Source organism: Mesorhizobium sp. USDA 4775 (genome assembly GCF_054062655.1).
On record NZ_JBSSFM010000001.1, the window covers coordinates 4,583,453 to 4,605,065 of the forward strand.

Here is a 21,613-nt window from a genome sequence, read left to right on the forward strand (position 1 = left end):
AATTTTTCTGATACAAAGCATCATTCCATTTCGTTTGATTGAACACCGGATCAGGAGGATAGTCAACTCCATCGAGTGAGGTTGCTGCCACAAGCAGCCACGAAACGACCACGTCACAGGCCTGCAATCGACATGAAATGGGGTTGAAACACGCCATGTGTAAGCCCCCACACCAAAGGCCGGAATGTCTCCGGCCCGCCACCAAAGGAGAATGAAATGTCTATCCTGTCGTCCCTCGGTCGCATCGCGACTGAATTCAGCGCGGCACGCGCCCGCTATCAGACTGAACGCGCCATCCGCTCCCTGCCGATCGAACTGCAGAAGGATATCGGCTGGCCTGAGGCTTCGGACACCAAGACCGGCACTCGCAACGGCGTTGGATCCTGGGCTGGAGCAAAGTAGATCGTGTGTACCAAATGCTGAAGGCCTGCCGCGCCCACTCAGCCCGGCAGGCCTTCTCTATTTTATTTGCATTCAAATGAGTTTCGAAGCCATGTCGCCAACGCATGGCGCATATGAGCAAGCCGCATAGCGGCTCCGATTTCGAATTAATGCCTTGTAAACAATCACAAATTTCGAGCAGCTTGCCCAAATTTGTCGCAATCCGTGTCGCATTTCATATCAAGTGCTTCGTTTTTGCGATTTAGTTTTACGCAACACAAGCCTATATCACGGCCAGCAAACGAGCTGCCCCACTCCATCAAGCGAAGGCGACCCGTCTGAGCAACCGATAGGAGATGATGATGAAGCTTTTTGCCCGCCTCTTTACCCGCCGCGAAATGAACCTGACCACCGCTCTCGAGCGCCAGCGCCTTGCCAACACCATGCCCGGCCAGACCGGCGCGATGGCTGCGGCACGCCTCGGCTTCGTCGCCTGACCATTTTTCAGGCAGCGTCTCCCTGCCGCTGCTTCAAGACTGTAACGCCGCCTGGCTCCAGCCAAGGCGGCGTTTTTGTTTTGCCTTTGTACATTTTGCCTGTCGCGTGAACAGTTGATGCAGCTCCCCTGAGCATTACCGCACACTGATTGCCCATTTGCGACCCATGTCGCAAATTTTGTCTCGCCAAGGCAGCGTAGGCGATTGACAGTCAAGGTTTTTCCTGATGTCGCTATGCTATTCGCGACATCCTGTTCGCGCCATGGCCAGGTGAGGTTCCCGTGAACGCCATCAAGCATCCGATCAAGCGATCGTTTGTCTTTTTCCTTGTCCCCGATTTCACCATGATCGCTTTTGCGACCGCACTAGACCCGCTGCGCTCCGCCAACCGCATGCTCGGTTACGAGGCCTATCGCTGGCGCCTCGCCAGCATCGACGGCAAGCCGGTACGCGCCTCGAACGGCGTCGAATGCGCGGTCAACACCTCGCTGGAGGAAGAGCGCAAGAAGATGGCGGGCCCCGACCGGCCCAACATGGCCATCGTCTGCAGCGGCATCGATGTCGAGCGCTACCAGAACAAATCGGCTTTCGCCTGGCTGCGCGAGGAGTACAATCGTGGCGTCGCCGTCGGCGGCCTGTGCACCGGCGCGCACATCCTTGCCGCCGCTGGCCTCCTGTCCAACAAGCGCTGCGCCATCCATTGGGAAAACCTGCCGGGCTTTTCCGAGGCGTTCCCGAAGGCCAATGTCTTTGCCGACCTCTTCGAGGTCGACCAGAACATCTATACCTGCGCCGGCGGCACCGCCGCGCTCGACATGATGTTGAAGCTGATCGGCGACGATTTCGACGAGAGCCTCGTCAACCGGGTCTGCGAACAAGTGCTGACCGATCGCGTGCGCAGTCCGACCGACCGCCAGCGCCTGCCGCTGCGCGCCCGCCTCGGCGTGCAGAACTCGAAGGTGCTGACCATCATCGAGCTGATGGAGGGCAATCTCTCCGAGCCGCTGTCGCTGATCGAGATCGCCGACCATGTCGACTTGTCGCGTCGCCAGATCGAGCGCCTGTTCCGCACCGAGATGGGTCGTTCCCCCGCCCGATACTATCTGGAGATCCGGCTCGACCGCGCCCGGCATCTGCTGATCCAGTCATCGATGCCGGTGGTCGAGGTGGCGGTCGCCTGCGGCTTCGTCTCGGCCTCGCATTTCTCGAAATGCTACCGCGAGCTCTATGCCCGCTCGCCGCAGCAGGAGCGCGTCGACCGCAAGCAGTTGCTGGCGGCCTGATCGCCGGATCAGGCCTCGGCCGGCCGCGCCTGTGCCGTGCGCATCGCCTCGACGCGGATGTCCTCGGTCAGCCGCGCCTTCAGCGCCGAGAATTCCGGGCTGGTCTTCAGCGTGTAGTGGCGCGGATGCGGCAGGTCGATGGCGACATCCGACTTGATGCTGCCGGGCCGCGCCGTCATCACGATGACGCGCGAGGCCATGAAGATCGCCTCCTCGATATCGTGGGTGACGAACAGCACCGTCTTCTTGCGCCGCTCCCAGATGCCGAGAAGCAGCTCCTGCATCAGCCCGCGTGTCTGGTTGTCGAGCGCGCCAAACGGCTCGTCCAGCAACAGGATCTCGGGATCGTTGGCGAGCGCCCGGGCGATCGCCGTGCGCTGCTGCATGCCGCCGGAAAGCTGCTTCGGCCAATGATTTTCAAATCCCCTCAGCCCGACCAGATCGACATAGGAGGCGACGATGTCGTCCCGCTCCTTTGGCGCCATGCCGCGTTCGCGCAGGCCGAAGGCGATATTCTCGGCGACCGTCAGCCACGGGAACAGCGTGTAGGACTGGAAGACCATGCCGCGATCGGGTCCCGGCCGCGTCACAGCCTTGTCGTCGAGCAGCACGCGGCCTTCACTCGGCGCTTCCAGGCCGGCGACAATTCTAAGCAGCGTCGACTTTCCGCAGCCGGACGGCCCCAGAATGGTGATGAAGTCGTTGGCGGCGACCGCCAAATCGACCGGCATCAGCGCCTTGACCGGCAGTCCGCCACGCACGCCGGCAAAGGTGCGCGAGACGCCCTCGATGAGAAGCTTGCTCACGCCAGGCTCCATGGAAAGAGCCAGCGGTTGAACGCCTTGAAGGCGAAATCGGACAACAGCCCGATCAGGCCGATGACGATGATGCCGAAAATGATCTGTCCGGTCGCCAGCCGCGACTGACTGTTGATGATCATGTAGCCGATGCCGGACGACGAGCCGATCAGCTCGGCGACGATGACATAAGTCCAGGCCCAGCCGAGCACCAGCCGCAGCGTCTCGGCGATTTCGGGCGCATTGGCCGGCATGATCACCCGTTTGACGATGCCGTTGTTGGTCGAGCCCAGCGTATAGGCGGCCTCGACCAGATCGCGCCGCGTCGACCCGACCCTGACGGCGATGATCAGGATGATCTGGAACACCGAGCCGACAAAGATGACCAGCAGCTTTTCCAGTTCGCCAATGCCGGCCCACAGGATGAGCAGCGGAATGAAGGCCGAGGCCGGCAGATAGCGAGCGAAGGAGACGAAGGGCTCCAGGAACGCTTCCACCGGTTTCCACGCGCCCATGGCGATGCCGATCGGCACAGCGACGACCGAGGCCAGCACGAAGCCGCCGAAGACGCGCCAGATGGTGATCAATATGTCGAGCCAGAAGCGGTCCTCGACCAGCAACCGCCAGCCATCCCTGAGCATCGACAGCGGGTCGGCGAGGAAGATGCGGTTGACGTGACCGCCAAGCGTGATCCAGGCCCAGAAGGCAATGAACAGCACGAAAAAGGAAATACCGAGCGCGGTTCGCAGGCCCGGCGAGACTGGATGCAAGGGGCGCATCTTCACATCGTCCCTATCAAATGGTCACGTGTCCAGGAGAGAGCAGCGGCGCCAGGCGGCGCCGCACGATGGGCAAGGGCCGGACGATCAGTTCGCCACCGCGCTGGTGTCGGCCAGCGTGGCGACGTCGGGCGCTTCCTTGATCAGCCCCATCTGCAACAGCAACTCGCCCGCGGTCTTGGAAAAATCCTGGAATTCCTTGGTGAAGAACTGCTGGTTCTCGGCCTTGTCGGCCCATTTCAGGTACTTCGCCGAATCCTCGAATTCCTTGGCCGACTGCTTCACGTCGGCGCCCATGATCTCGTAGGATTTCTGCGGATCTTTCTTGATCAGGTCGAGCGCCTCGAAATAGCTGTCGGCGAGTGCCTTGGCCGCGTCGGGATTGGCCTTGAGGAATTCGGGCGTGCAGCCGACCGTGTCGAGCACCATCGGATAGTCGAGCGTGGTCGCCAGTATGTGGCCCTGGTCGGCCTTGTCGCGCACCGCCGAGATGAACGGCTCATAGGTGACCGCGGCATCGTTCTGGCCGGCAAGGAAGGCCTGCGCCGCAGCGTCCGGCTCCAGATTGACGACCGTCACGTCCTTGGTCGACATTCCGTTCTTGTTGAGCACCCATGCGAGCAGGAAATAGGGCGACGTGCCCGGGGCCGAGGAGGCGACGTTCTTGCCCTTGAGATCGGCGACCGTCTTGATGTCGTTGCGCACGACGATGCCGTCGGCGCCATAGGATTTGTCGAGCTGGAAGATCTGCTTTGTGGTCACGCCGCTGGCGTTCCATACCAGCCAGGTCTCGACCGTAGTGGCGGCGCATTGCAGGTCGCCGCTGGCGATGGCGAGCGGACGGCTGGCCTGCGGCACCTTCTTCAAGGTCACGTCGAGGCCGTGCTTCTCGAAGAGCCCTGCCTGCTTGGCAAGCGTCAGCGGCGCGAAGCCGGTCCAGCCGCTGATGCCGATGGTGACCGATGTAGCGGCCATCACCGGCACGGACAGACCGGCGGCGAGCGTCAAAGTCGCGGCGAAAACGGCGATCCTGTTCATGTCGGTTCCCCTTTTGTTTCTCTGGCCGAAATTGTTCACAGACGCCTGTCGGCTTGTCAATCAACAGGAACGTGTTCGGCTGCTGCCAGCAGGCTCGCCTCACCACCTCCGTTGGGTCAGAATTGAAGCCCTGCCCATGGACAGTCGCCGCAACGGCGCTCGGCCGATCGTGGCAGTCGTCACTGTTGGTTGGCTCGCTCGGCTCAGCGGCTGTCGAGCATCCAGTTGCGGTTGCGCCACATTTTCTCGCCGATCTGGCAGTCGGCGGCGGGCTTGTCCTGCGCCAGCACCGCTGGCGGATGATCGGCCTCCTCCGCCGCCCATTGCGGTGAGGCCGGGCCGGCAAGCTCCAGCACCAGTTTGCGGCGAATGGCTTCGGGAAATTGCGTCCAGTCATTGACCGGGATCATGAAGGCGCCGGGGCCGCCGATCACGCAGTCGCTGTAGTAGCGGTCGAGATCGTTGACGTCGTAGGCGCCGGAAAGGCCACCCCGGGTCATCAGTGGCAGGCCGTTGATGACGATGCCTTGTCTGACCACGCCGTCGCGGGCGAGATTGACCGGAGCGCCCTGGTTGTTGGGTCCGTCGCCGGAAATGTCGATGACCCGCTTGGTCCCCTGGTAGCCGCTTTCGGCGAAGAGGTCGCTGCCGAATTCCAGCGCGCCGGAGATCGAGGTGCGCCGCGCGCTGTTGGGCGGCTGCGCGGACAATTGCGCGACCACCCGCTCCGCGTCGGCACGGTTGGCGATGACAGTCCATGGCACGATGACACGCTGCCATGTGGTGCCGGCCCATTCGACATAGGTGACGGCAATCTTGCCATGGGCGCCATCGGCGATCGCCTGCAGCACGTTGTCGTGCGTCAGCGCCGCCGCGTAGCCATGACGCTGGATCTCGAGCTCGTCCGCCGACATCGACAGCGAAACGTCGACCGCCAGCACCAGCTCGACATCGACCGGCTCATCCGCGCGAGACCCAGGCGTCAGCCAGAGCATCAGCGCCAGTACGGCGCATCCGGAAAGGAGATGTCTTGCGCGCGACAAAGCAGACATCCCGCAAGGGTAAGCGAAAACCGCCCGCTTAAAAAGACAAAAGCCCGGCTCGAAACCAGGCTTTTGCGATCAGTCCGTTGCTCCGGCCGAACCTCAGCTGCGCGGCTTGAGGTTCTCCGGGTCGTAGAGAGGCTTGTAGCCGACGCCGGCGACTTCGACAGGATAGGTCTCGCCGAAATACTCGACATTGAGCTTGCGGCCTTCCTGCGCATACGAATGCGGCAGATAGGCGAGCGCGATGTTCTTGCCGATCGTCGGTCCATAGGCGACCGAGGTGGTGAAGGAGCGGCGGCCGAGTTCATCGACCAACGTTTCCCCGGTGGCCGGGTCCAGCACCGGCATCGTGCCAACGGGATAACGCGCCACGCCCTTGGAATCAGTGTTTTCGGTCATCACCAGCGTGCACAAAGTCGCCGGCTGGTGCTCGCGGGCGCGGTATTCCACATGCTTGGCCTTGCCGCAGAAATCGTTCTCCTTGACCTTCGGCCGCGCGAGATCGGCTTCCAGCAGATTGTACTCGGTCAGAAGGTCGGCATTCTGCAGGCGCAGGCTCTTTTCCATGCGGCGCGTATTGGCATAGGTCTCGACGCCGAACGGCATCACGCCGGTCGAGCGCAGTGCGTCCCAGACGGCGAGGCCATCCTCGTAGCGCATGTGCAGTTCCCAGCCCTGCTCGCCGACGTAGGAGATGCGGAACGCGGTGACATCCTTGCCGCCGATGCGGACCGGCTTGATCGCCGCGAAGGGGAAATTCTCCGGCGAAAGGCCCTCGGGATTCTCGACCACCTTCTGCAAGGTGGTGCGGGCATTCGGACCCCAGATGCCGATGGTGACGTATTTCTCCGTCACATCGGTGACGGTGGCGTCAAAGCCTTTGTCCTGCGCGGTGCGCTGCATGTAGCGGAAGTCGCGCGGGCCGGCATCGGCGCCGTCGATGACGCGGCAGCGGTCGGCCATGCGGATCACGGTGAAGTCGGCGCGCACCATGCCTTCCTCGTCGAGGAAGTGGGTGTAGATGCCCTTGCCGATGTTGTTGTCGCCGCCGATCTTGGCCGCGCAAAGCCATTCAAGCAGCGCGACATGGTCTGGCCCTTCGACGTCATACATCGAGAAATGCGACAGGTTCACGATGCCGCAATCCTCGCTCATCGCCAGATGCTCGGCATTGGAGACGCGCCAGAAATGGCGGTTGTCCCACTCGTTCTCGCGTACGGGAACGCGGTTGCCATATTTCTCAAGCAGGTGCTCGTTGGCGGCGTAGCCATGGGCACGCTCCCAGCCGCCCAGCTCCATGAAATAGCCGCCGAGTTCCTTCTCGCGCTCCCAGAACGGCGAGCGCCTTATGTTGCGGGCCTTGGAGAAGGGCTCGCGCGGATGCACCGCGGGATTGTAGACCTTCATCGCCGTCTCGGTGCAGCGATCCCAGATGAACTGTTCCTTCGTCTGGTGCGGATAGAAGCGCGCATAATCGATGGCATGATGGTCGATTGCCGTGCGGCCGTCCGTCATCCAGTCGGCGATCAGCTTGCCCATGCCTGGGCCGTCCTTGACCCAGATGGCGACGGCATACCAGAGCCCGCGCACCTTCTGGCTTTCGCCCATGGACGGGCCGCCGTCGGCGGTCACCTGCAGCAGGCCGTTGAAGGAATGGCTTTCATTGTAGCCGAGCTCACCCAGGATCGGCGTCAGTTCCATGGCGCGCTCGAGCGGCGCCAGGATCTGCTCCATGTCGAGATCGCGCTGCGACGGCGACAGCCGCGCCTCATGCTTTTCCAGGAGGTCACGCGGATGGCAAAGGCGCGGATTGTTTTCTTCGTAATAGCCCCATTCGATCTGGCCGCCCTCGGCGGTCTTGGGATCGCCGGTGTCGCGCATATAGGCCGAATTGCCCTGGTCGCGCAGCAGCGGCCAGCCGATCTCCTTGCCGGTGCCGGCGAACTCGTTGTAGGGGCCGAAGAATGTGAGCGGATGGTCGATCGGCATGACCGGCAAATCCTCGCCGACCATTTCCGCGATCAGCCTGCCCCATATGCCGGCGCAGACGATGACATAGTCGGCCTCGATGGTGCCGCGATCGGTCACCACGGCGCTGATGCGGCCGTCCTTGACGACGAGCGACTTGGCCGGCGTGTTGGCGAAGGATTTCAGCTTGCCCGATGCTTCCGCCTGGTCGACCAGCTTGCCGGCGACGGTCTGCGAGCGCGGGATGACCAGACCGGCATCCGGATCCCAAAGGCCGCCCTGCACCATCCCCTCTTCGATCAGCGGGAATTTTTCCTTGATCTCGGCCGGTTCGATCAGGCGCGCGCGTGTGCCAAAGGCCTTTGCCGAGGCGATCTTGCGCTTGATCTCGTCCATGCGGCTGTCGTCGCCGACGCGAGCCACTTCGAGGCCGCCGATGCGGGCGTAATGGCCCATCTTCTCGTAGAAATCGATGGAATAAAGCGTCGTCCAGCAGGATAGGAAATCATGGCTGGTGGTGTAGCAGAAATCGGAAGCGTGCGCGGTCGAACCGATATCGGTCGGGATGCCCGACTTGTCGATGCCGACAATGTCGGACCAGCCACGTTCGATCAGGTGATGGGCGATCGATGCGCCGACGATACCGCCGAGGCCAATGATGACGACCTTCGCCTTTTTCGGAAACTCTGCCATTGCCCGCGACTCCAGATGCTATTGCGGGCAGCTTCGGCGCCCGTTTGATCGGCGCACAATATGCAGACGACAGACACGGCGCTACCGCCTGTTTGCGACACGCCGCAGGTGCGGCGCGACCCGATCCGGATCGGAGAAAACGCCAGCCGTCAGGCGAAGGCCCAGACGTCCTCGGCCTGGAAGCCGACCTGGTAGCCCGCTGTCTTCAGTTTGACCACGACCTGGCCAATCTCGGTGGCCGGCAACGCGCCGACCTCGACCTTGATCATGCCCGGACGGTAGCGTTTCAGATCAAGTTGCTCGAAGACGATCCAGTCGGCGCCCTCACAATCGACGAGAAAAGCATCGATATGGCCGATGCCGTTGCGGTCGAGCAGCGTCTGCAGCGTTTCCGACGGCACCTCGATATCCCTGAGATGCGGCGCGAATTTGTTGAAATTGGCATCGGCCTCGCCCCAGGCATTCTTGCCCGACATCAGATTGGTGTCGGTGACCGAGGAGCAGCCGATGAACTCGATCGGCAGCGTGCCGGCCTCGAGCGCCGCGGCATCGAAAGTGTGGACGGTGATCGTGCCCTTGGTTTTTGTGACGGCCACCGGCTCGATGATGAAGCGGCCCGTGTCGGGATAGTTGGCGCGCAGCCGCTTCTGATTGTAGGGGATCGGCTCGACCAGCATGGCGCGGGCGCCGGCGATCCTGTGCAGCCACGGCGTGACATCGTCGAAGAGCGCGCCGTCGCAGGCGCCGACATTGACCATCTGGAACGGCTGCCCTGCCCCGCCGAAGCGCGCTTTCAGCGCCGCCTTCGCCAGGAATTTCGTGCCGCGCAGCGACGGCCCACGATCGAGCAGGCCGGAGGGAAGGCCGAGCGACAAGGCGATGCGCGCCAGCCTGGATAGCGAACTCATGGCTTGTCTCCCGGAATGATGTGCATGGCCGCGGACCGATGCTGCCCACAGCGCCATGAACGGCGTTGCCAGCAGCAGAAAGGGCGGGATCAGATGCGGGAAATAGATACGCGTGTCATGGATCGGAAAGACCGTGAACTTCGCCAGAGCGCCCAACACCAGCGCCGCGAACAAAATGCCGGCGCGCCGATCAAGGCGGAAGCCGGCGCGGCCGGCGGCGAACCAGCCGGCCAGCGCCAGCACCGAAACGCCGACCCAGCTGTTCAGATTGACGGCGCGCAGCAGGGACGTTGCAAACGCCTTGAGATAGGCGGTGACCGAGAACGCCGGCTCGAACGCGTCCATATTGTAGTGCTGCTCGATGCTGGAGAACCACAGATGCGGCCACCAGCCGGGATGCTGGGCCCAGTGCGAAATGGCGAAATAGGCGACGAAGGATGCGGCAAAACCGGCCAGCGCGCCCCACGCCTTTTGCCGGAAAGCGACTAGCAGCACCGCGAATATGGCAAGGAAAACAATATTGTCCGGCCGCACCATGAAGGCGAGGAAGAGCAGGATCGCCGTCGCCGCCTCGCGGCCTCTGACATAGGCGTAGAGCCCGCCAAGCAGCAGCGCCGACGTCAGCAGGTCCGGCGTCGAGGCGCGCGCCGCGTCACCGAAATCGGCCATGATCAGCACCGCCCCGACTAACGGCGCCAAGGCCAGGGCCTTTTCCCTGTGCAGCCAGAGCAGCGTGATCGCGCCGAACAGCAGCACCGAAAACACCTGTACCAGCCGCATCGCCTCGACCGGCGACATCACCGCGCTCAGCGTCGACAGGATCTCGGCATAGAGGAATTTTATCCGGTACATGCCGAGCAGCGAATGGAAGTCGGCGGCATTGTCCGTCATGTGGCTGCGGAAGCCGCCGCCATCATCGGTCAGCGCCTTGTAGTCACTCGCCGACACGCCTGCCTTGACGGTGCTGTAGGCATAATCATGCAGCGCCTGCGCGTCGGGATAGGTGCCTTCCTCCGATATTGCTAGATAGGGCAGCATGTCCCAATTGGCGTCAGGCATCACCCATGCCGTGAACGCGGTCAGAAGGATGTAGAGCGCGAAGGTCGCCGCACCGATGGGGGCTGCCAGCCTGGCATAGGTCCCCTCGCCCCACGCCAGGCCGGTCTCGGCGAGCCGGTCGAGCGGGTTTTTCGCAGCGGGAGACTTGGTCAGCATCGTTGCCCTCAACGGACTTTCTTTAACGGACCTGGCTTTTGACGAAATCCTTCACGAACGAAACGATGCCGCGCGACAGCAAGCTGTCGAAGGCATCGACGAAGCGGTCGACATGCTCGCGCTGACAAATCAGCGGCGGCTCGAGCCTAATGACGTTGCGATTGTATTCGGTGAAGGCGACGAGCACGTCGTAGTCGCGCAGCAGCAGCGCGCCGACGAAACCGGACAGCGAGCCCTTCAGCTTGTCGTCGAGCACGCTGACCACCGGGCGCAGCACCATCGGCAAGGTCTGCGAGAAGTCGTGGAACTCCAGCCCGACCATAAGGCCTTTGCCGCGCACGTCCTTGATGATCTTCGGGTACTTTTCCTTGAGCGCCTGCAGCCGCTGCAGCAGATAGTCGCCGGTGACGGCGGCGTTGTCGATCAGCCCCTCGTCATAAAGCACGTTGAGCGCCTCGATCGAGGTGACGCAGGCCTCACCCATGCCGCCAAAGGTTGCCATGGCATGGATCATCGCCGTTTTCGGCGTGCCATAGGCCTTCATGTAAACGTCGCGCCTGGCGATCATCGCGCCGACCGCCGCCTTGCCGCCGCCGAGCGACTTGGCCAGTGCCGTCACGTCGGGAACGACACCGTAATGCTCGAAGGCATAGAAGCGGCCCGAGCGGCCATAGCCGCATTGCACTTCGTCGGCGACCCACAGCACGCCATGCTGGTCGCACAGCGCGCGCAGCTTCTGCCAGTATTGCGCCTCTGCCTGGATTATGCCGCCGCCGCCCTGGATGGTTTCGAGCACGATGACGCCGACCTCCGGATCGCTGCGGAACAGGCGCTCGACCGCCTCGATGTCGCCGAAAGGAATGCGCACCGTATTGTCGGCCACCTTGAAATCGGCGCGGTAGAGCTGGCCGTCGGTGATGCCGAGCACGCCCTTGGTCTTGCCGTGGAAGGAATTCTCGGCATAGACCACCTTCGGCCGCTTCGGGCCGGCAGCGCGTTCAGCGAGCTTCACCGCCGCTTCCATTGCTTCGGAGCCGGACGAGCCCAAGAACACCATGTCGAGATCGCCGGGCGAGCATTTGGCGAGGTTGTGTGCGAGCGCTGCCGCATATTGCGACATGAAGGCGATGGCGATTTCCTGGCGCTTCTCCTCCTGGAATTTTTTGCGTGCTTCCAGGATGCGTGGGTGGTTGTGGCCGAAGGCCAGCGAACCGAAGCCGCCGAAGAAATCGAGGATCTTGCGGCCGTTCTGGTCGATGTAGAACATGCCTTCGGCACGCTCGATCTTGATCTTGTGGAAGCCGAGCAGCTTCATGAAATGCAGCTGGCCAGGATTGAGATGCGCCTTGAACAGGTCGGTCATGCGTGCCACGTCCATCGCCTTGGCCTGCTCCACACTGATCAGATCGGGCTTGGCTATTGCTGCGGGCGACAGCGCCGGAGCGCTCACCAGGGTGCGCGCATTCGTCTGTTCGGGCTTGGCCATGACGGTCATTTCAATCTCCTGTCCGCGCTGACGACCAGCGTCGTGCGCTATGAATAGTTTGGCGGGCCTGCTACTCGGCGGGCACATGTTTGGTGGCGACAGCAGGCCCGGCCTTCTTGGCGCGGTATTCGCTGTAGGCGGCGATCAGCATGTCCTCGTCGCGATATTGCGGCACCCAGCCGAGCTGGCGCTCGGCCTTGGACACGTCGAGCACGCACTCCTCGTCGGCGATCAGATATTGCTCCGGATCCATGATCGGCATGTTCATGAGATCGAGCAGGTCGAGCGTGCGCTTGACCGCCCAGCCCGGCGTCGGCAGCAGGATCGACTTCGAACCGGCATGGTGGATCAGGTCGCCGAGCAATTTCTTCACCGGCGGCGGGTTGAGGGAGCCGAGATTATAGGCCTCGTTGGGCACGCCGGCCTTCCAGGCGGCGCGGGCAGCTTCCGCGCAATCGAAAACAGAAATGAACTGATAGGGGTTTCTGCCCGAACCGATCATCGGCACCGGAAGGTTCCAGTCGATCAGCTTGAACAGTTTTTCGAGAATGCCGAGCCGGCCGGGGCCGATGATCAGGCGCGGCCGGAACAGCGAGATCGACATGCCGCGCGTGCGCCATTCGGCGGCGAGTTCCTCGGTCTTCTGCTTCGACCAGCCATATTCGCCGAGCGGCGCGACGGGGTGCTCCTCGGTCATCGGCTGGGTGACCGTGTGGCCGTAGATCATGTCGGTGGTGTAGTGGACGAGCCTCGGCGCACCAACCCTGTCCATGGCCTGCATGATGTGCTCGGTGCCGTGGAAATTCACCGGGAAGAAGAAGTCGTGCCGCTTGGCGCGCACCTGGATCGGCGACAGCATCTTGGCCGACAGATTGTAGACCATGTCGTCGGCCTTCAGCCCGACGGCGGCGACCGAGGCCGGATCGGTGACGTCGCATTGGACGAACCGGACGTTGCGGTAGTGCGCAAGGTCGCTCCTGGCGATGTCGGCGACGATGACCTCTTCGCCATCGGCGACAAGCTTGGGCGCAAGGTGGCGGCCGACGAAGCCGTCACCGCCGAAAATCACATGTCTCATCGAACGGTCTCGTTTGCAGGGATCTTGTCGGGCGCGATGGAAGCGGTCTGGTCCTCATGCCCTCGCCCGCTTTGCGCGATCAGCACCGTGCCGACGCAGATGAAGGCAATGCCGGCGATGCGCCAGCCATTGAGGTCCTCGCGAAAGACGAAATAGGCGAAGATGGCGACGGCGACATAGGCGAGGCTAAGGAACGGATAGGCAAAGGAAAGCTCGACCTTGGACAGCACATAGAGATGCGAGGCCATGGAAATCACGAAGGTGCAGAGCCCGAGGAACACCCAGGGGCTGAAGACGATCTGCAGCAGCTTGACGAGCGGATTGACGCCCTCGAACGAGATCGGGCCAAGCGAGATCATGCCTTGCTTCAGCATGAGCTGCGCAGCGGCATTGGTCATGACTGTAAAGAGAATGAAGACGATATATTTCATACTTGCGCGCCCATCCCGTGATTTCCAGTAATACAAACCCGAAAAGATTTCGTGAACTCACGAGACTGTTTTGAGTAAACCTTGCGATTAACCGTTCGCTAACCACGATTCATTCCATTTTTATCTATTCGGCGGCCTCAACGCCGCGCCGCCGCAGGTCGATGCTGCCGGCCGTGCGCGCCCAGAAATCGGACATGAAGGCAGGGTCGCGCAGCACTTCCAGCCTCGGCCAGTCCGCAAAGGAAGCAGCAAGGATTGCCGCACCCATGCGCGCATCCTTGTAGGGATTGACCGCCCCGCCGGCCGCGACTGTGATGCGGTCGAGTTCGCCAAGCAGGGCAAGCGTCGCCGCTCCCTTGTTGGGGAAATCCAGCGTCAGCGTATAGCCAGGCCTGGGGAATGACAGCAGCGCCGGCGAGCGGATCGAACCGAAGCGTTTCAGCACGGTGAGGAAGGACCCCTGCCCGGCTCGCCGGGCCGCCGCGAGCAATTCCGGCACGACGCTGTGCGCGGCCTCTTCCGGCACCACGCTCTGGTGCTGGAACAGCCCTCTGGGGCCATAGAGCCGGTTCCAATCACGCACGCCGTCGAGCGGAAAGAAAAAACCGTGGTAGCCGGTCTGGCGCGGCGCGGTCGCCTGGCCTTTCTTCCACCGGTAGGCGGCGTTGAAAGCGGTCAGGAACGGCCGGTTGAGCACATTGAACGGCGGTTGGAACGGCACGGAAAGATTGCCGCCGGCGCGCGAGGCCGCATGCGAGCCATGCTCGGCATGGTTGCCGGTGAACAGCAGCCCGCGCCCGCTGTTGCGGCCGCCGGCGAGTTGATCGATCCAGGCGACCGCATATTCGTTGGCCTGGTCCGCCGCCGCGGCCAGATCGAAGAATTCGCCGAGATCACGAAACGGCGTCGTCTTCTCGACGATGTCGAGCGAAGGCACCCGCATCAGCCGGATCGAGGCCGAGAGCATCAGGCCAGTCAGGCCCATGCCGCCGATGGTCGCCGCGAGCAGGCGCGGATTGTCCGTCGCCGAGCAGCGATAGGTATTTCCATCGGACCGCAGCAGCGTGAAGCTTTCGACATGGCAGCCGAACGTGCCTCGCCGGTGATGGTTCTTGCCGTGCACGTCATTGGCGATGGCGCCGCCGAGCGTGACGAATTGCGTGCCCGGAACCACCGCCGGAAAGAAACCGTAGGGTGCGGCGTGCGCGATGATATCGGACAGCAGCACACCGGCATCCGCTTCGAGCACGCCGGTCTCGGCGTCGAAGGCGCGGATGTGGTTCAGCGTCCGCATGTCGACGACCGCGCCGGCCTGGTTCTGGCAGGAATCGCCGTAGGAGCGCCCATTGCCATAGGCGAGCAGCGAGGCTTCCTTCGCCTGACCGCCCTTCAGCAGCGCGATGGCTTCGCCGGCGTTGATCGCGCGTGGTGCCGGCGGCGTGGCAAGGCCAAAGCTCAAAAAGCTTTCGGCCATGCCTACCAGCCCCCGATGACCAGCAGCACGGCGCCGATCAGCACCACGATCTGGCTGCGCCAGTCGCGAATGATGAAGACGACCGGGTCGTCATTCATCTCGTCGCGGCGCGCCAGGATCCAGACGCGCATGGTGAGGTAAAGCACGATCGGCGGCAGCGGCCAGATCAGCCACGGATGCGGGTAAAGCTCGCGCACCGCGACACTGTCCATGTAGAGCGCCAGAACCAGCGCCGAGGAGAAGGCGGAGGCCATGCCGGCCTGGGCGACGATCTCCTGGTCTTCCGTGCGGTAGCCACGGCCGGCAATGCGTTCGCCGGGTGGAATGGCGGTTGTGCGCAGTTCGACGAAGCGTTTCACCAGCGCCAGCGACAGGAAGAAAAAGATCGAGAAGGCGAGCAGCCAGAACGAGACGGCGACGCCGGTCGCGGCCGCACCGGCGATCACTCGGATCGAGTAGACGCCCGCCAGCGTCAACACGTCGACAAGCAGCATGCGCTTGAACGACAGCGAATAGGCCGTCGTGACGACCATGTAACCGCCAAGCACGGCCAGGAATTCAGGCGACAGGAACAGCCCGGTACCGACGCCGATCGCCAGCAGCACCGCGATCGCGCCCAGACCGAACGGGATCGACAGTGCGCCGCAGGCGAACGGCCTGTTGCGCTTGGTGACATGCTTGCGGTCGAGCGCCAGATCGAAGAAATCGTTGAGGATATAGATCGCCGACGCCACCGCGCTGAATGAGACGAACGCCAGCAGGCATTGCCAGATCATGTTGGTGTTGAAATATTCGTGCGACAGCACCATCGGCACGGCGATCAGCGAGTTCTTGAGCCACTGATGCACGCGCAGCATCTTGATGATGGTCCGCAAGGTCGGCTTCGGCGCCGGCATGGTTTCGGCGCCATGCGCTGCTTGCCAGCGCGCCGCATGGCGGTCGGGCGCGACGACGATTGCATTGCGCGCGGCGTCGAAGACCTGGAGATCATGGCGGCTGTTACCGGCATAGTCGAAGCCGCCATCGCCATAGGCTGATATCAGCGAGGCGCGCTTCTTGCCGGATGTGAGGTTGTCTAGGCCGTCGGTCGCCAGCACCCGCTCGAAGATGCCGAGATGGGCTGATATGGCGTCGGCGAATTTGCGCGGCGTACCGGTCGCCAGCACGATCTTGCGGCCTTCGCCGTGCTCGGCGCGCAGCCGGTCGAGCAGCGGCGCGCGATAGGGCAGCGTCGCGGGGTCGATATCGATGCGCTGTGCGATCGCCTGCTTCAGCCGCGCCGGCCCGCCGGCGGCCCAGAACGGCACCAGAAAGATATAGAGCGGGTTCTTCTTGAGGAGGAGGAACAAGCCTTCCCACAACAGGTCGGTCGCGATCAGCGTGCCGTCGAGATCGACCGCAAGCGGTATTGCGTTCCTGTCCGACCGCGCATCCATGCCCGTCCTGCCCTGCCAGCGTATGATCCGGAAAACCGGAATCCCGTTGCGCGCCGCTTTTCGGCGTCTTGACGCTGGTATAGCGAGGGATGGCGTAGCGAACGTTAAAACGCCTGGTTGCAGGCGGCTGCCGCGGCGGTATTTCCGGCGTCATTGTTAAACAAGCGCTACCGGAAACGATAAAAGGCCGAGCAAATGCCCGGCCTTTCCAATCATGCCGCCTGGGTTACTTGATGCGGGCGACGCCGCCCGAGATTTCGACGGTTTCCGAGCCGGTCAGGGCTTCAAGGTCACCGTTCGGCAAGGTGACGAAGCAGCCGTTCTGGCAGAATTCGACGGTTTCACCACCGGCCAGCGCAAGGTCGGTCTTGCTGCCGCCTTCCGTCACGACCAGCGTGCGGGTCTCGGCGTCCTTGTTGACCGCGCTGGCGGCATGGGCCGAGCCGCTCACGGCGAGCAAGGCCACGGCAGTGACGAGAGACTTCCACATGTTGCAATATCGGTGTTCCCACCGCCTCTGTTGCATTTCGCAAGGCATTTTCGCCCTTTGCATGGGAGCTTATATGAGATGGAAGCTGAACCGCAACTGAATGCCGCATTCATGCCGCAATTGGTTTTGGCCTGTCCGCAAGCATACGCCCGACCCTGTTAATTTCGCTGGCCGGCACGATATGATGCCGAGGCGCAACGCGAAAAAGAGACCATGCACGACAACTGGCTTGAAACGATCGGCGTTGACGTTGAGTCGCGAAGGATTGCCGCGGGGCTGACCCACTATGTACCCGCATCCATCAACCATCGGCTTGGAATCCACGTCGGAGCGCCGGTCAACGCGTCGTGCCATTGCGATGGAAAACATCACCGCCGGGTCCAGTCGGACGGCGACATCGATATTGTGCCCGCCGGGCTCGATGGCGACTGGAAGGATGACGCGGACTGCACCATCCTGCGGCTGTGGGTCAGTCCGGCGCTGGTTCGGCGCGCTGCCGAGGACCTCGATATCGACCCGGACAGGGTCGTCGTCAATCCGCAGTTCCAGCGCCGCGATGCGAGGATCGAACACATCGCCCATGCGCTGGCGACCGGTCTGAACCCGGATGTGCCATCCGACCGGCTGTATTTCGAAAGCCTGGCCAAGGCGCTGGCGGTCCAGATCATCCAGGGCGCTTCAAAGCCGGAAGCTCCAGCCAGACAAATGCTCTCTTTCGGCCAGAAGCGCAGGCTGACCGATTTCATCGAAGCCAATCTCGACCAGGATCTTTCGCTGGATGAGATGGCGCAAGTGGCAGCCATCAGCGTCTCGCATCTGAAAGTGCTGTTTCGCCGCACCTTCGGCATGCCTCCCCACCAATATGTCATCCGTCGCCGGGTCGAGCGGGCCAGGACCTTGCTGTATCAGGGGAAAATGCCGCTCAGCCAGATCGCGCTGGAAGCGGGCTTCGCGCATCAGAGCCACATGGCGCAATGCATGAAGCGCATCCTCGGCGTCACGCCGGCCGCCCTGATCCGTATGCAGCGGTAAACTGCAGTCCGGCGCCGCGCTTTGGCTTTCGAAGCCAATCGTCCGTTCTTGCGCTCCAGCATCCAAATCTGAGCGACCCAAGCCCGCCCATTCGGCATTCCTGACGTCCCACTGGTCAGGATGAAGGACACGGGCATGTTTGTTGTGTTGGGCGCGGCAGGAAAGATCGGACGGGCCACGATTGGTGCGCTTCGCAGGCATCACGTTCCACTCAGAACCGTGGTGCGAAACCCGTCGCACTCCGAGGAGTTCCGTGCGCTCGGTTGCGAGGCGGAGATTGCCGATCTGCGCGATACGCCGGCGTTGGCGCGAGCAACAAGGGGCGCCACCGCCGTTCAGGTCATCTGTCCAACCAGCGTCCGCGCCGATGATGCTTCGGCGGAGATGGAAGCCACCATTCGATCCGTTGTGAATGCACTCGATCAAGTCAGACCGCAAAGAATTCTGGCGATCTCGGACTATGGCGCCCAGCTTGCCGCCGGCACCGGCATCACGCTCACGTTCCATCATTTGGAAACGCAGTTGAGGACGATACCGGCAGCCCTGACGGTGCTGCGTTCCGCCGAGCACATGCAGAATTGGGACCGCTTGGTCGGCCGGGCAATCGAGACCGGCGTGCTGCCGAGCCTGCACCATCCCGTGACCAAATCCTTTCCGACAGTGTCGGCCGGCGATGTCGGGCTGATGGCGGCGGATCTCCTCCTTTCGGGCAGCGGCGATGCGCTGCACGTGGTCCACGCCGAAGGGCCAAATCGCTACAGCGCAGCCGATGTGGCGCGAACGCTTGGCGACATTGCCGGCCGCGCGATCGTCGCTCGCGAATTGCCAAGGCAGGACTGGGTTCCCGCCCTCATCGGCGGTGGCATCGGCACGAGTTATGCCGGACTGGTCGCCGCGATGTTCGACGCCCACAATGCCGGCCGCATCGATGTCGAGCACGGTGTCGGCGAAGTCAGACGCGGCAAGACCGATCTTCGCCCGGCGCTGGAGGCGTTGGTCGCGAGAAGCTGACGGCAACCGGCCCTAGCTGGGATCGGGCTTGCGCGCCTTGCGTCCAGATTTGGCGAGTTTTTTCGCTTCGGCCGCGGCTTCCACCTTTGCCTGTTCCTGTTCGGCGAAGTCGGCCTCGATCTTGTCGTCGTCGGTTGGCCAGGCCTTGGGCTTGTTCACCTCGACGACAGCGCGCGGCGTCGACGGGATCTCGATATGCAGGTCGCTGAACTTCTCCAGCACGGCAAAACGAATGTCGTTCTGCACGACGCTGCCGTTCATGATATCGGCCAGGAACACGCGGATTTCGAACTCGAGCGCGGCCGCGCCGAAATTGGAAAACAGCACGAAGGGCTCGGGGTTCTTAAGCACCATCGCATGGCTGCGCGCGATTTCCAGCAGGATGGCATGCACCTGCTTGACGTCGCTGCCATAGGCGACGCCGACCTTGATCTCGACACGGCCGAGCTTGTTCCGGTGCGTCCAGTTGCCGACGGCGTTGTTGATCAGGTTTGAATTGGGCAAGATCACCGACTGCCGTTGGAAAGTCTCGATCTCGGTGGCGCGCACGCTGATCTTCTTGACCGTGCCGCTGACGTCGCCGGCGACGATCCAGTCGCCGACCTTGAACGGCCGCTCGGCCAAAAGGATCAGGCCGGAGACGAAGTTGGAGACGACATTCTGCAGGCCGAAACCGATACCGAGGGAAAGCGCGCCGGCGACCAGAGCCAGGCTGGAGAGGTCGATACCCGCCGCCGATATGCCGACCAGCCCCGCCACGGCGACGCCGGCATAGCCGACCGCCAGCCGGATCGAATTGCGCACGCCCGTATCGACCTTGCCGCGCGCCATCACCGACCCGTCGAGCCAGCCCTGGAACCAGCGCGTGAGGAAATAGCCGATGATGAAGACGATGATGCCCGAAAGGATTCCGGTGACCGAAATCGTCACCGAGCCGATGGTGATCCCGGTCGCCAGCTTGTAGGCCCAGGCCTGGATGTCGCCGGGCTGGAAGCCCCACATCAAAAGGATCAGTGGCAGGAAGACCAGCACGATCATCAAATTGATGGCGACACTGACGACAAGGCCGAGCTGGTCGAGGGCGGCGTCTTCGTAGCTGGAGTTGGCCGACAGCCAGCGCCCGACAGTGGTGTTGGCGAACGCCCCCTCCTCGCCGATCGCCTGCGCCGACAGGAAGCCGATATAGGCGGTGATCAGCGCCGTACCGGTGACCACGACCTGCAGCGAGACGAACAGGGCAAGGCCGATATAGCCAAGCAGGGCGGCGGCGATGGTGAACAGGCCAAGCGCCAGCGCCAGATAGCGCAGCCAAGCCGGCCACGGCCGCCAGCTTCCGTCGCGTGCCTTGAACGGCCGCAGCATCGCCATCAGAATCAGGATGATGCCGACGACAATGGTGGCGACGAAACTGCGGGCGATGGTCAGCGACAGTGGCGAGCCCATCTTGTCGTTGATGATCGACAGGAAATTGTTGACGCCGATGACCACGGCCATGGCGGTTGTCAGCCGCACCAGCCAGCGCGCCGGGCCGGTTTGGACGGGAATGAGCCGCCAGTTCGGCAGCCGCGGCTCAAGCGCGGCATTGGTCAGCCGGTTGACGCAGAACACCACCGCGATGACGGCCGCCAGCGCATTCAGGAAGACGCCGATGTCGCCGCGCAACACATTGTAATAGTTGAAAAAGAACACCGTGGAGGCCAAGAACACGCCGACCGCCAGAGTCGGCAGCAAGGTCGACCAGAAGGCTACAGACAGGCGGCTGAGATAGGACGGATCCTCGACCGTCGGATCGGCTTCGAATATGCGCCCGAACAGCCGCCTGCCGCCGACCAGCAGCACCAGCGCCAGCCCGAGCGCCACGAAGGTTGCCGCGAGGACGGCCTGGAACTTGAACTTGAAAGCGAAACTCAGCCAGGACGACACCGCCTTGTAAAAGTTGGCGTATTCGTCCCGGGCGTCGGAAAACACCTGTGGGCTCAGCGCCTCGGACAGTGCGTAGCGCTTGGTCAAAAAGTTGCGGAACTGCTCGCTGCGCATATTGCCGATCTTGTCGATCAGCCCGCTGATGCGGATCGACAGGTTCTGCGCGCTGGCGACGACCGCGTTGATCTCGGCCTTCTCCGACGCCAGCGCTTGGCGCTCGCCGGTCACGATGTCTGGCTCCTGCGGCTGGCCCGCGGCCGGCGGCGGGCCTAGCACCTCGATGCGATTGTTGATGTCTGTAAGCCGCGGACGAAACGCCACCGCGCTGGTCAGCGCCGCCCGCGACAGATCCTCCAGTTGCAGACGGATGTCCACGAGCGAGGCGTCGTCCTCACCGTCCTGCTGCATCTTCTTCTCGAGATCGTCCGTCTTGGCCGTCAGGCCCTGGATGACTTTCTGCTGATCGGTGATCAGGCCGATGGAGCCCTGGCCAAGCGCCTGCGCCATCGCCTCGAACGAAGGCGACGCCGAAATGACCAGCGTGAAAACCAAAAGGAGGCGAAGCAATCTCAAAAGCATGACTATTGGCGACTCACGGGCGGCAACGGCATTTAAAAAGCCTGTCCTTGATAAAGACGGCCATATCG

At 62.7% G+C, this 21,613-nt stretch carries 18 protein-coding genes and 1 pseudogene; 5 read left to right on the forward strand and 14 right to left on the reverse strand.

Annotated elements, in window-relative coordinates:
• The first annotated feature begins 216 nt into the window (after positions 1-216).
• The 3 genes from ACVILI_RS22435 (at position 217) to ACVILI_RS22445 (ending at position 2,161) form a co-directional block, all read left to right on the forward strand.
• Positions 217-402, forward strand: coding sequence for a hypothetical protein (locus tag ACVILI_RS22435; protein ID WP_032930657.1), 186 nt, complete (start codon positions 217-219; stop codon positions 400-402).
• Positions 403-743: 341 nt separating this feature from the next.
• Positions 744-878: a hypothetical protein gene (locus tag ACVILI_RS22440; RefSeq protein ID WP_080512035.1), complete on the forward strand. Its 135-nt coding sequence runs from the start codon at positions 744-746 to the stop codon at positions 876-878.
• A gap of 344 nt (positions 879-1,222) precedes the next feature.
• Entirely contained in the window at positions 1,223-2,161 is a 939-nt protein-coding gene (locus tag ACVILI_RS22445) for a GlxA family transcriptional regulator (RefSeq protein WP_276315187.1), read from the forward strand.
• Positions 2,162-2,169: 8 nt separating this feature from the next.
• Here the strand turns inward: ACVILI_RS22445 and ACVILI_RS22450 are convergent, their stop codons facing one another.
• The 13 genes and pseudogenes from ACVILI_RS22450 to ACVILI_RS22510 form a co-directional block, all read right to left on the reverse strand.
• Complete coding sequence (locus ACVILI_RS22450) at positions 2,170-2,967, reverse strand: ABC transporter ATP-binding protein (protein WP_038652884.1); 798 nt, start codon at positions 2,965-2,967, stop codon at positions 2,170-2,172.
• Complete coding sequence (locus ACVILI_RS22455) at positions 2,964-3,737, reverse strand: ABC transporter permease (protein WP_038647392.1); 774 nt, start codon at positions 3,735-3,737, stop codon at positions 2,964-2,966. Before ACVILI_RS22455 ends, ACVILI_RS22450 begins: the two co-directional genes overlap by 4 nt.
• An 87-nt stretch (positions 3,738-3,824) precedes the next feature.
• Positions 3,825-4,775 carry an ABC transporter substrate-binding protein gene (locus tag ACVILI_RS22460; RefSeq protein WP_038647394.1) on the reverse strand — a complete coding sequence of 317 codons (951 nt, stop codon included), beginning with the start codon at positions 4,773-4,775 and terminating at the stop codon, positions 3,825-3,827.
• Between the two features lie 203 nt (positions 4,776-4,978).
• Positions 4,979-5,827, reverse strand: a complete 849-nt coding sequence (locus ACVILI_RS22465; protein WP_038647396.1) for a DUF1194 domain-containing protein — start codon at positions 5,825-5,827, stop codon at positions 4,979-4,981.
• A gap of 93 nt (positions 5,828-5,920) precedes the next feature.
• On the reverse strand, positions 5,921-8,482 hold the full coding sequence (locus ACVILI_RS22470; protein WP_069092382.1) for a GcvT family protein: 2,562 nt from the start codon (positions 8,480-8,482) through the stop codon (positions 5,921-5,923).
• A gap of 149 nt (positions 8,483-8,631) precedes the next feature.
• Positions 8,632-9,390 (reverse strand): FkbM family methyltransferase, encoded by a 759-nt coding sequence (locus tag ACVILI_RS22475; RefSeq protein WP_038647400.1) that lies wholly within the window; start codon positions 9,388-9,390, stop codon positions 8,632-8,634.
• Positions 9,387-10,605 (reverse strand): annotated as a pseudogene (locus ACVILI_RS22480) (hypothetical protein). The gene ACVILI_RS22475 and the pseudogene ACVILI_RS22480 overlap by 4 nt, the downstream one beginning before the upstream one ends.
• A gap of 22 nt (positions 10,606-10,627) precedes the next feature.
• Positions 10,628-12,100, reverse strand: a complete 1,473-nt coding sequence (locus ACVILI_RS22485; RefSeq protein ID WP_038647402.1) for an aspartate aminotransferase family protein — start codon at positions 12,098-12,100, stop codon at positions 10,628-10,630.
• A 61-nt stretch (positions 12,101-12,161) separates the two neighbouring features.
• Positions 12,162-13,169: an NAD-dependent epimerase/dehydratase family protein gene (locus tag ACVILI_RS22490; RefSeq protein WP_038647404.1), complete on the reverse strand. Its 1,008-nt coding sequence runs from the start codon at positions 13,167-13,169 to the stop codon at positions 12,162-12,164.
• Positions 13,166-13,600, reverse strand: coding sequence for an EamA family transporter (locus ACVILI_RS22495; RefSeq protein ID WP_038647405.1), 435 nt, complete (start codon positions 13,598-13,600; stop codon positions 13,166-13,168). Before ACVILI_RS22495 ends, ACVILI_RS22490 begins: the two co-directional genes overlap by 4 nt.
• A 124-nt stretch (positions 13,601-13,724) precedes the next feature.
• Complete coding sequence (locus ACVILI_RS22500; protein WP_457102617.1) at positions 13,725-15,074, reverse strand: FAD-binding oxidoreductase; 1,350 nt, start codon at positions 15,072-15,074, stop codon at positions 13,725-13,727.
• A gap of 2 nt (positions 15,075-15,076) precedes the next feature.
• The gene (locus ACVILI_RS22505) at positions 15,077-16,510 is read right to left on the reverse strand and encodes a UbiA family prenyltransferase (RefSeq protein ID WP_038647409.1); all 1,434 of its coding nucleotides are present in this window, start codon (positions 16,508-16,510) and stop codon (positions 15,077-15,079) included.
• Positions 16,511-16,736: 226 nt separating this feature from the next.
• A complete protein-coding gene (locus tag ACVILI_RS22510; protein WP_027046960.1) occupies positions 16,737-17,000 on the reverse strand; it encodes a hypothetical protein in 264 nt (87 codons plus the stop codon).
• Positions 17,001-17,213: 213 nt separating this feature from the next.
• Here ACVILI_RS22510 and ACVILI_RS22515 point away from each other — a divergent pair, with 213 nt between their 5' ends.
• Both ACVILI_RS22515 and ACVILI_RS22520 read left to right on the forward strand, forming a co-directional pair.
• Positions 17,214-18,032 carry an AraC family transcriptional regulator gene (locus tag ACVILI_RS22515; RefSeq protein ID WP_038647411.1) on the forward strand — a complete coding sequence of 273 codons (819 nt, stop codon included), beginning with the start codon at positions 17,214-17,216 and terminating at the stop codon, positions 18,030-18,032.
• 120 nt (positions 18,033-18,152) lie between these two features.
• A complete protein-coding gene (locus tag ACVILI_RS22520) occupies positions 18,153-19,043 on the forward strand; it encodes an NAD(P)H-binding protein (RefSeq protein ID WP_019858728.1) in 891 nt (296 codons plus the stop codon).
• Positions 19,044-19,055: 12 nt separating this feature from the next.
• Here ACVILI_RS22520 and ACVILI_RS22525 read toward each other — a convergent pair whose 3' ends face one another.
• Complete coding sequence (locus tag ACVILI_RS22525; protein WP_240564645.1) at positions 19,056-21,545, reverse strand: mechanosensitive ion channel family protein; 2,490 nt, start codon at positions 21,543-21,545, stop codon at positions 19,056-19,058.
• Between the last annotated feature and the right edge of the window lie 68 nt (positions 21,546-21,613).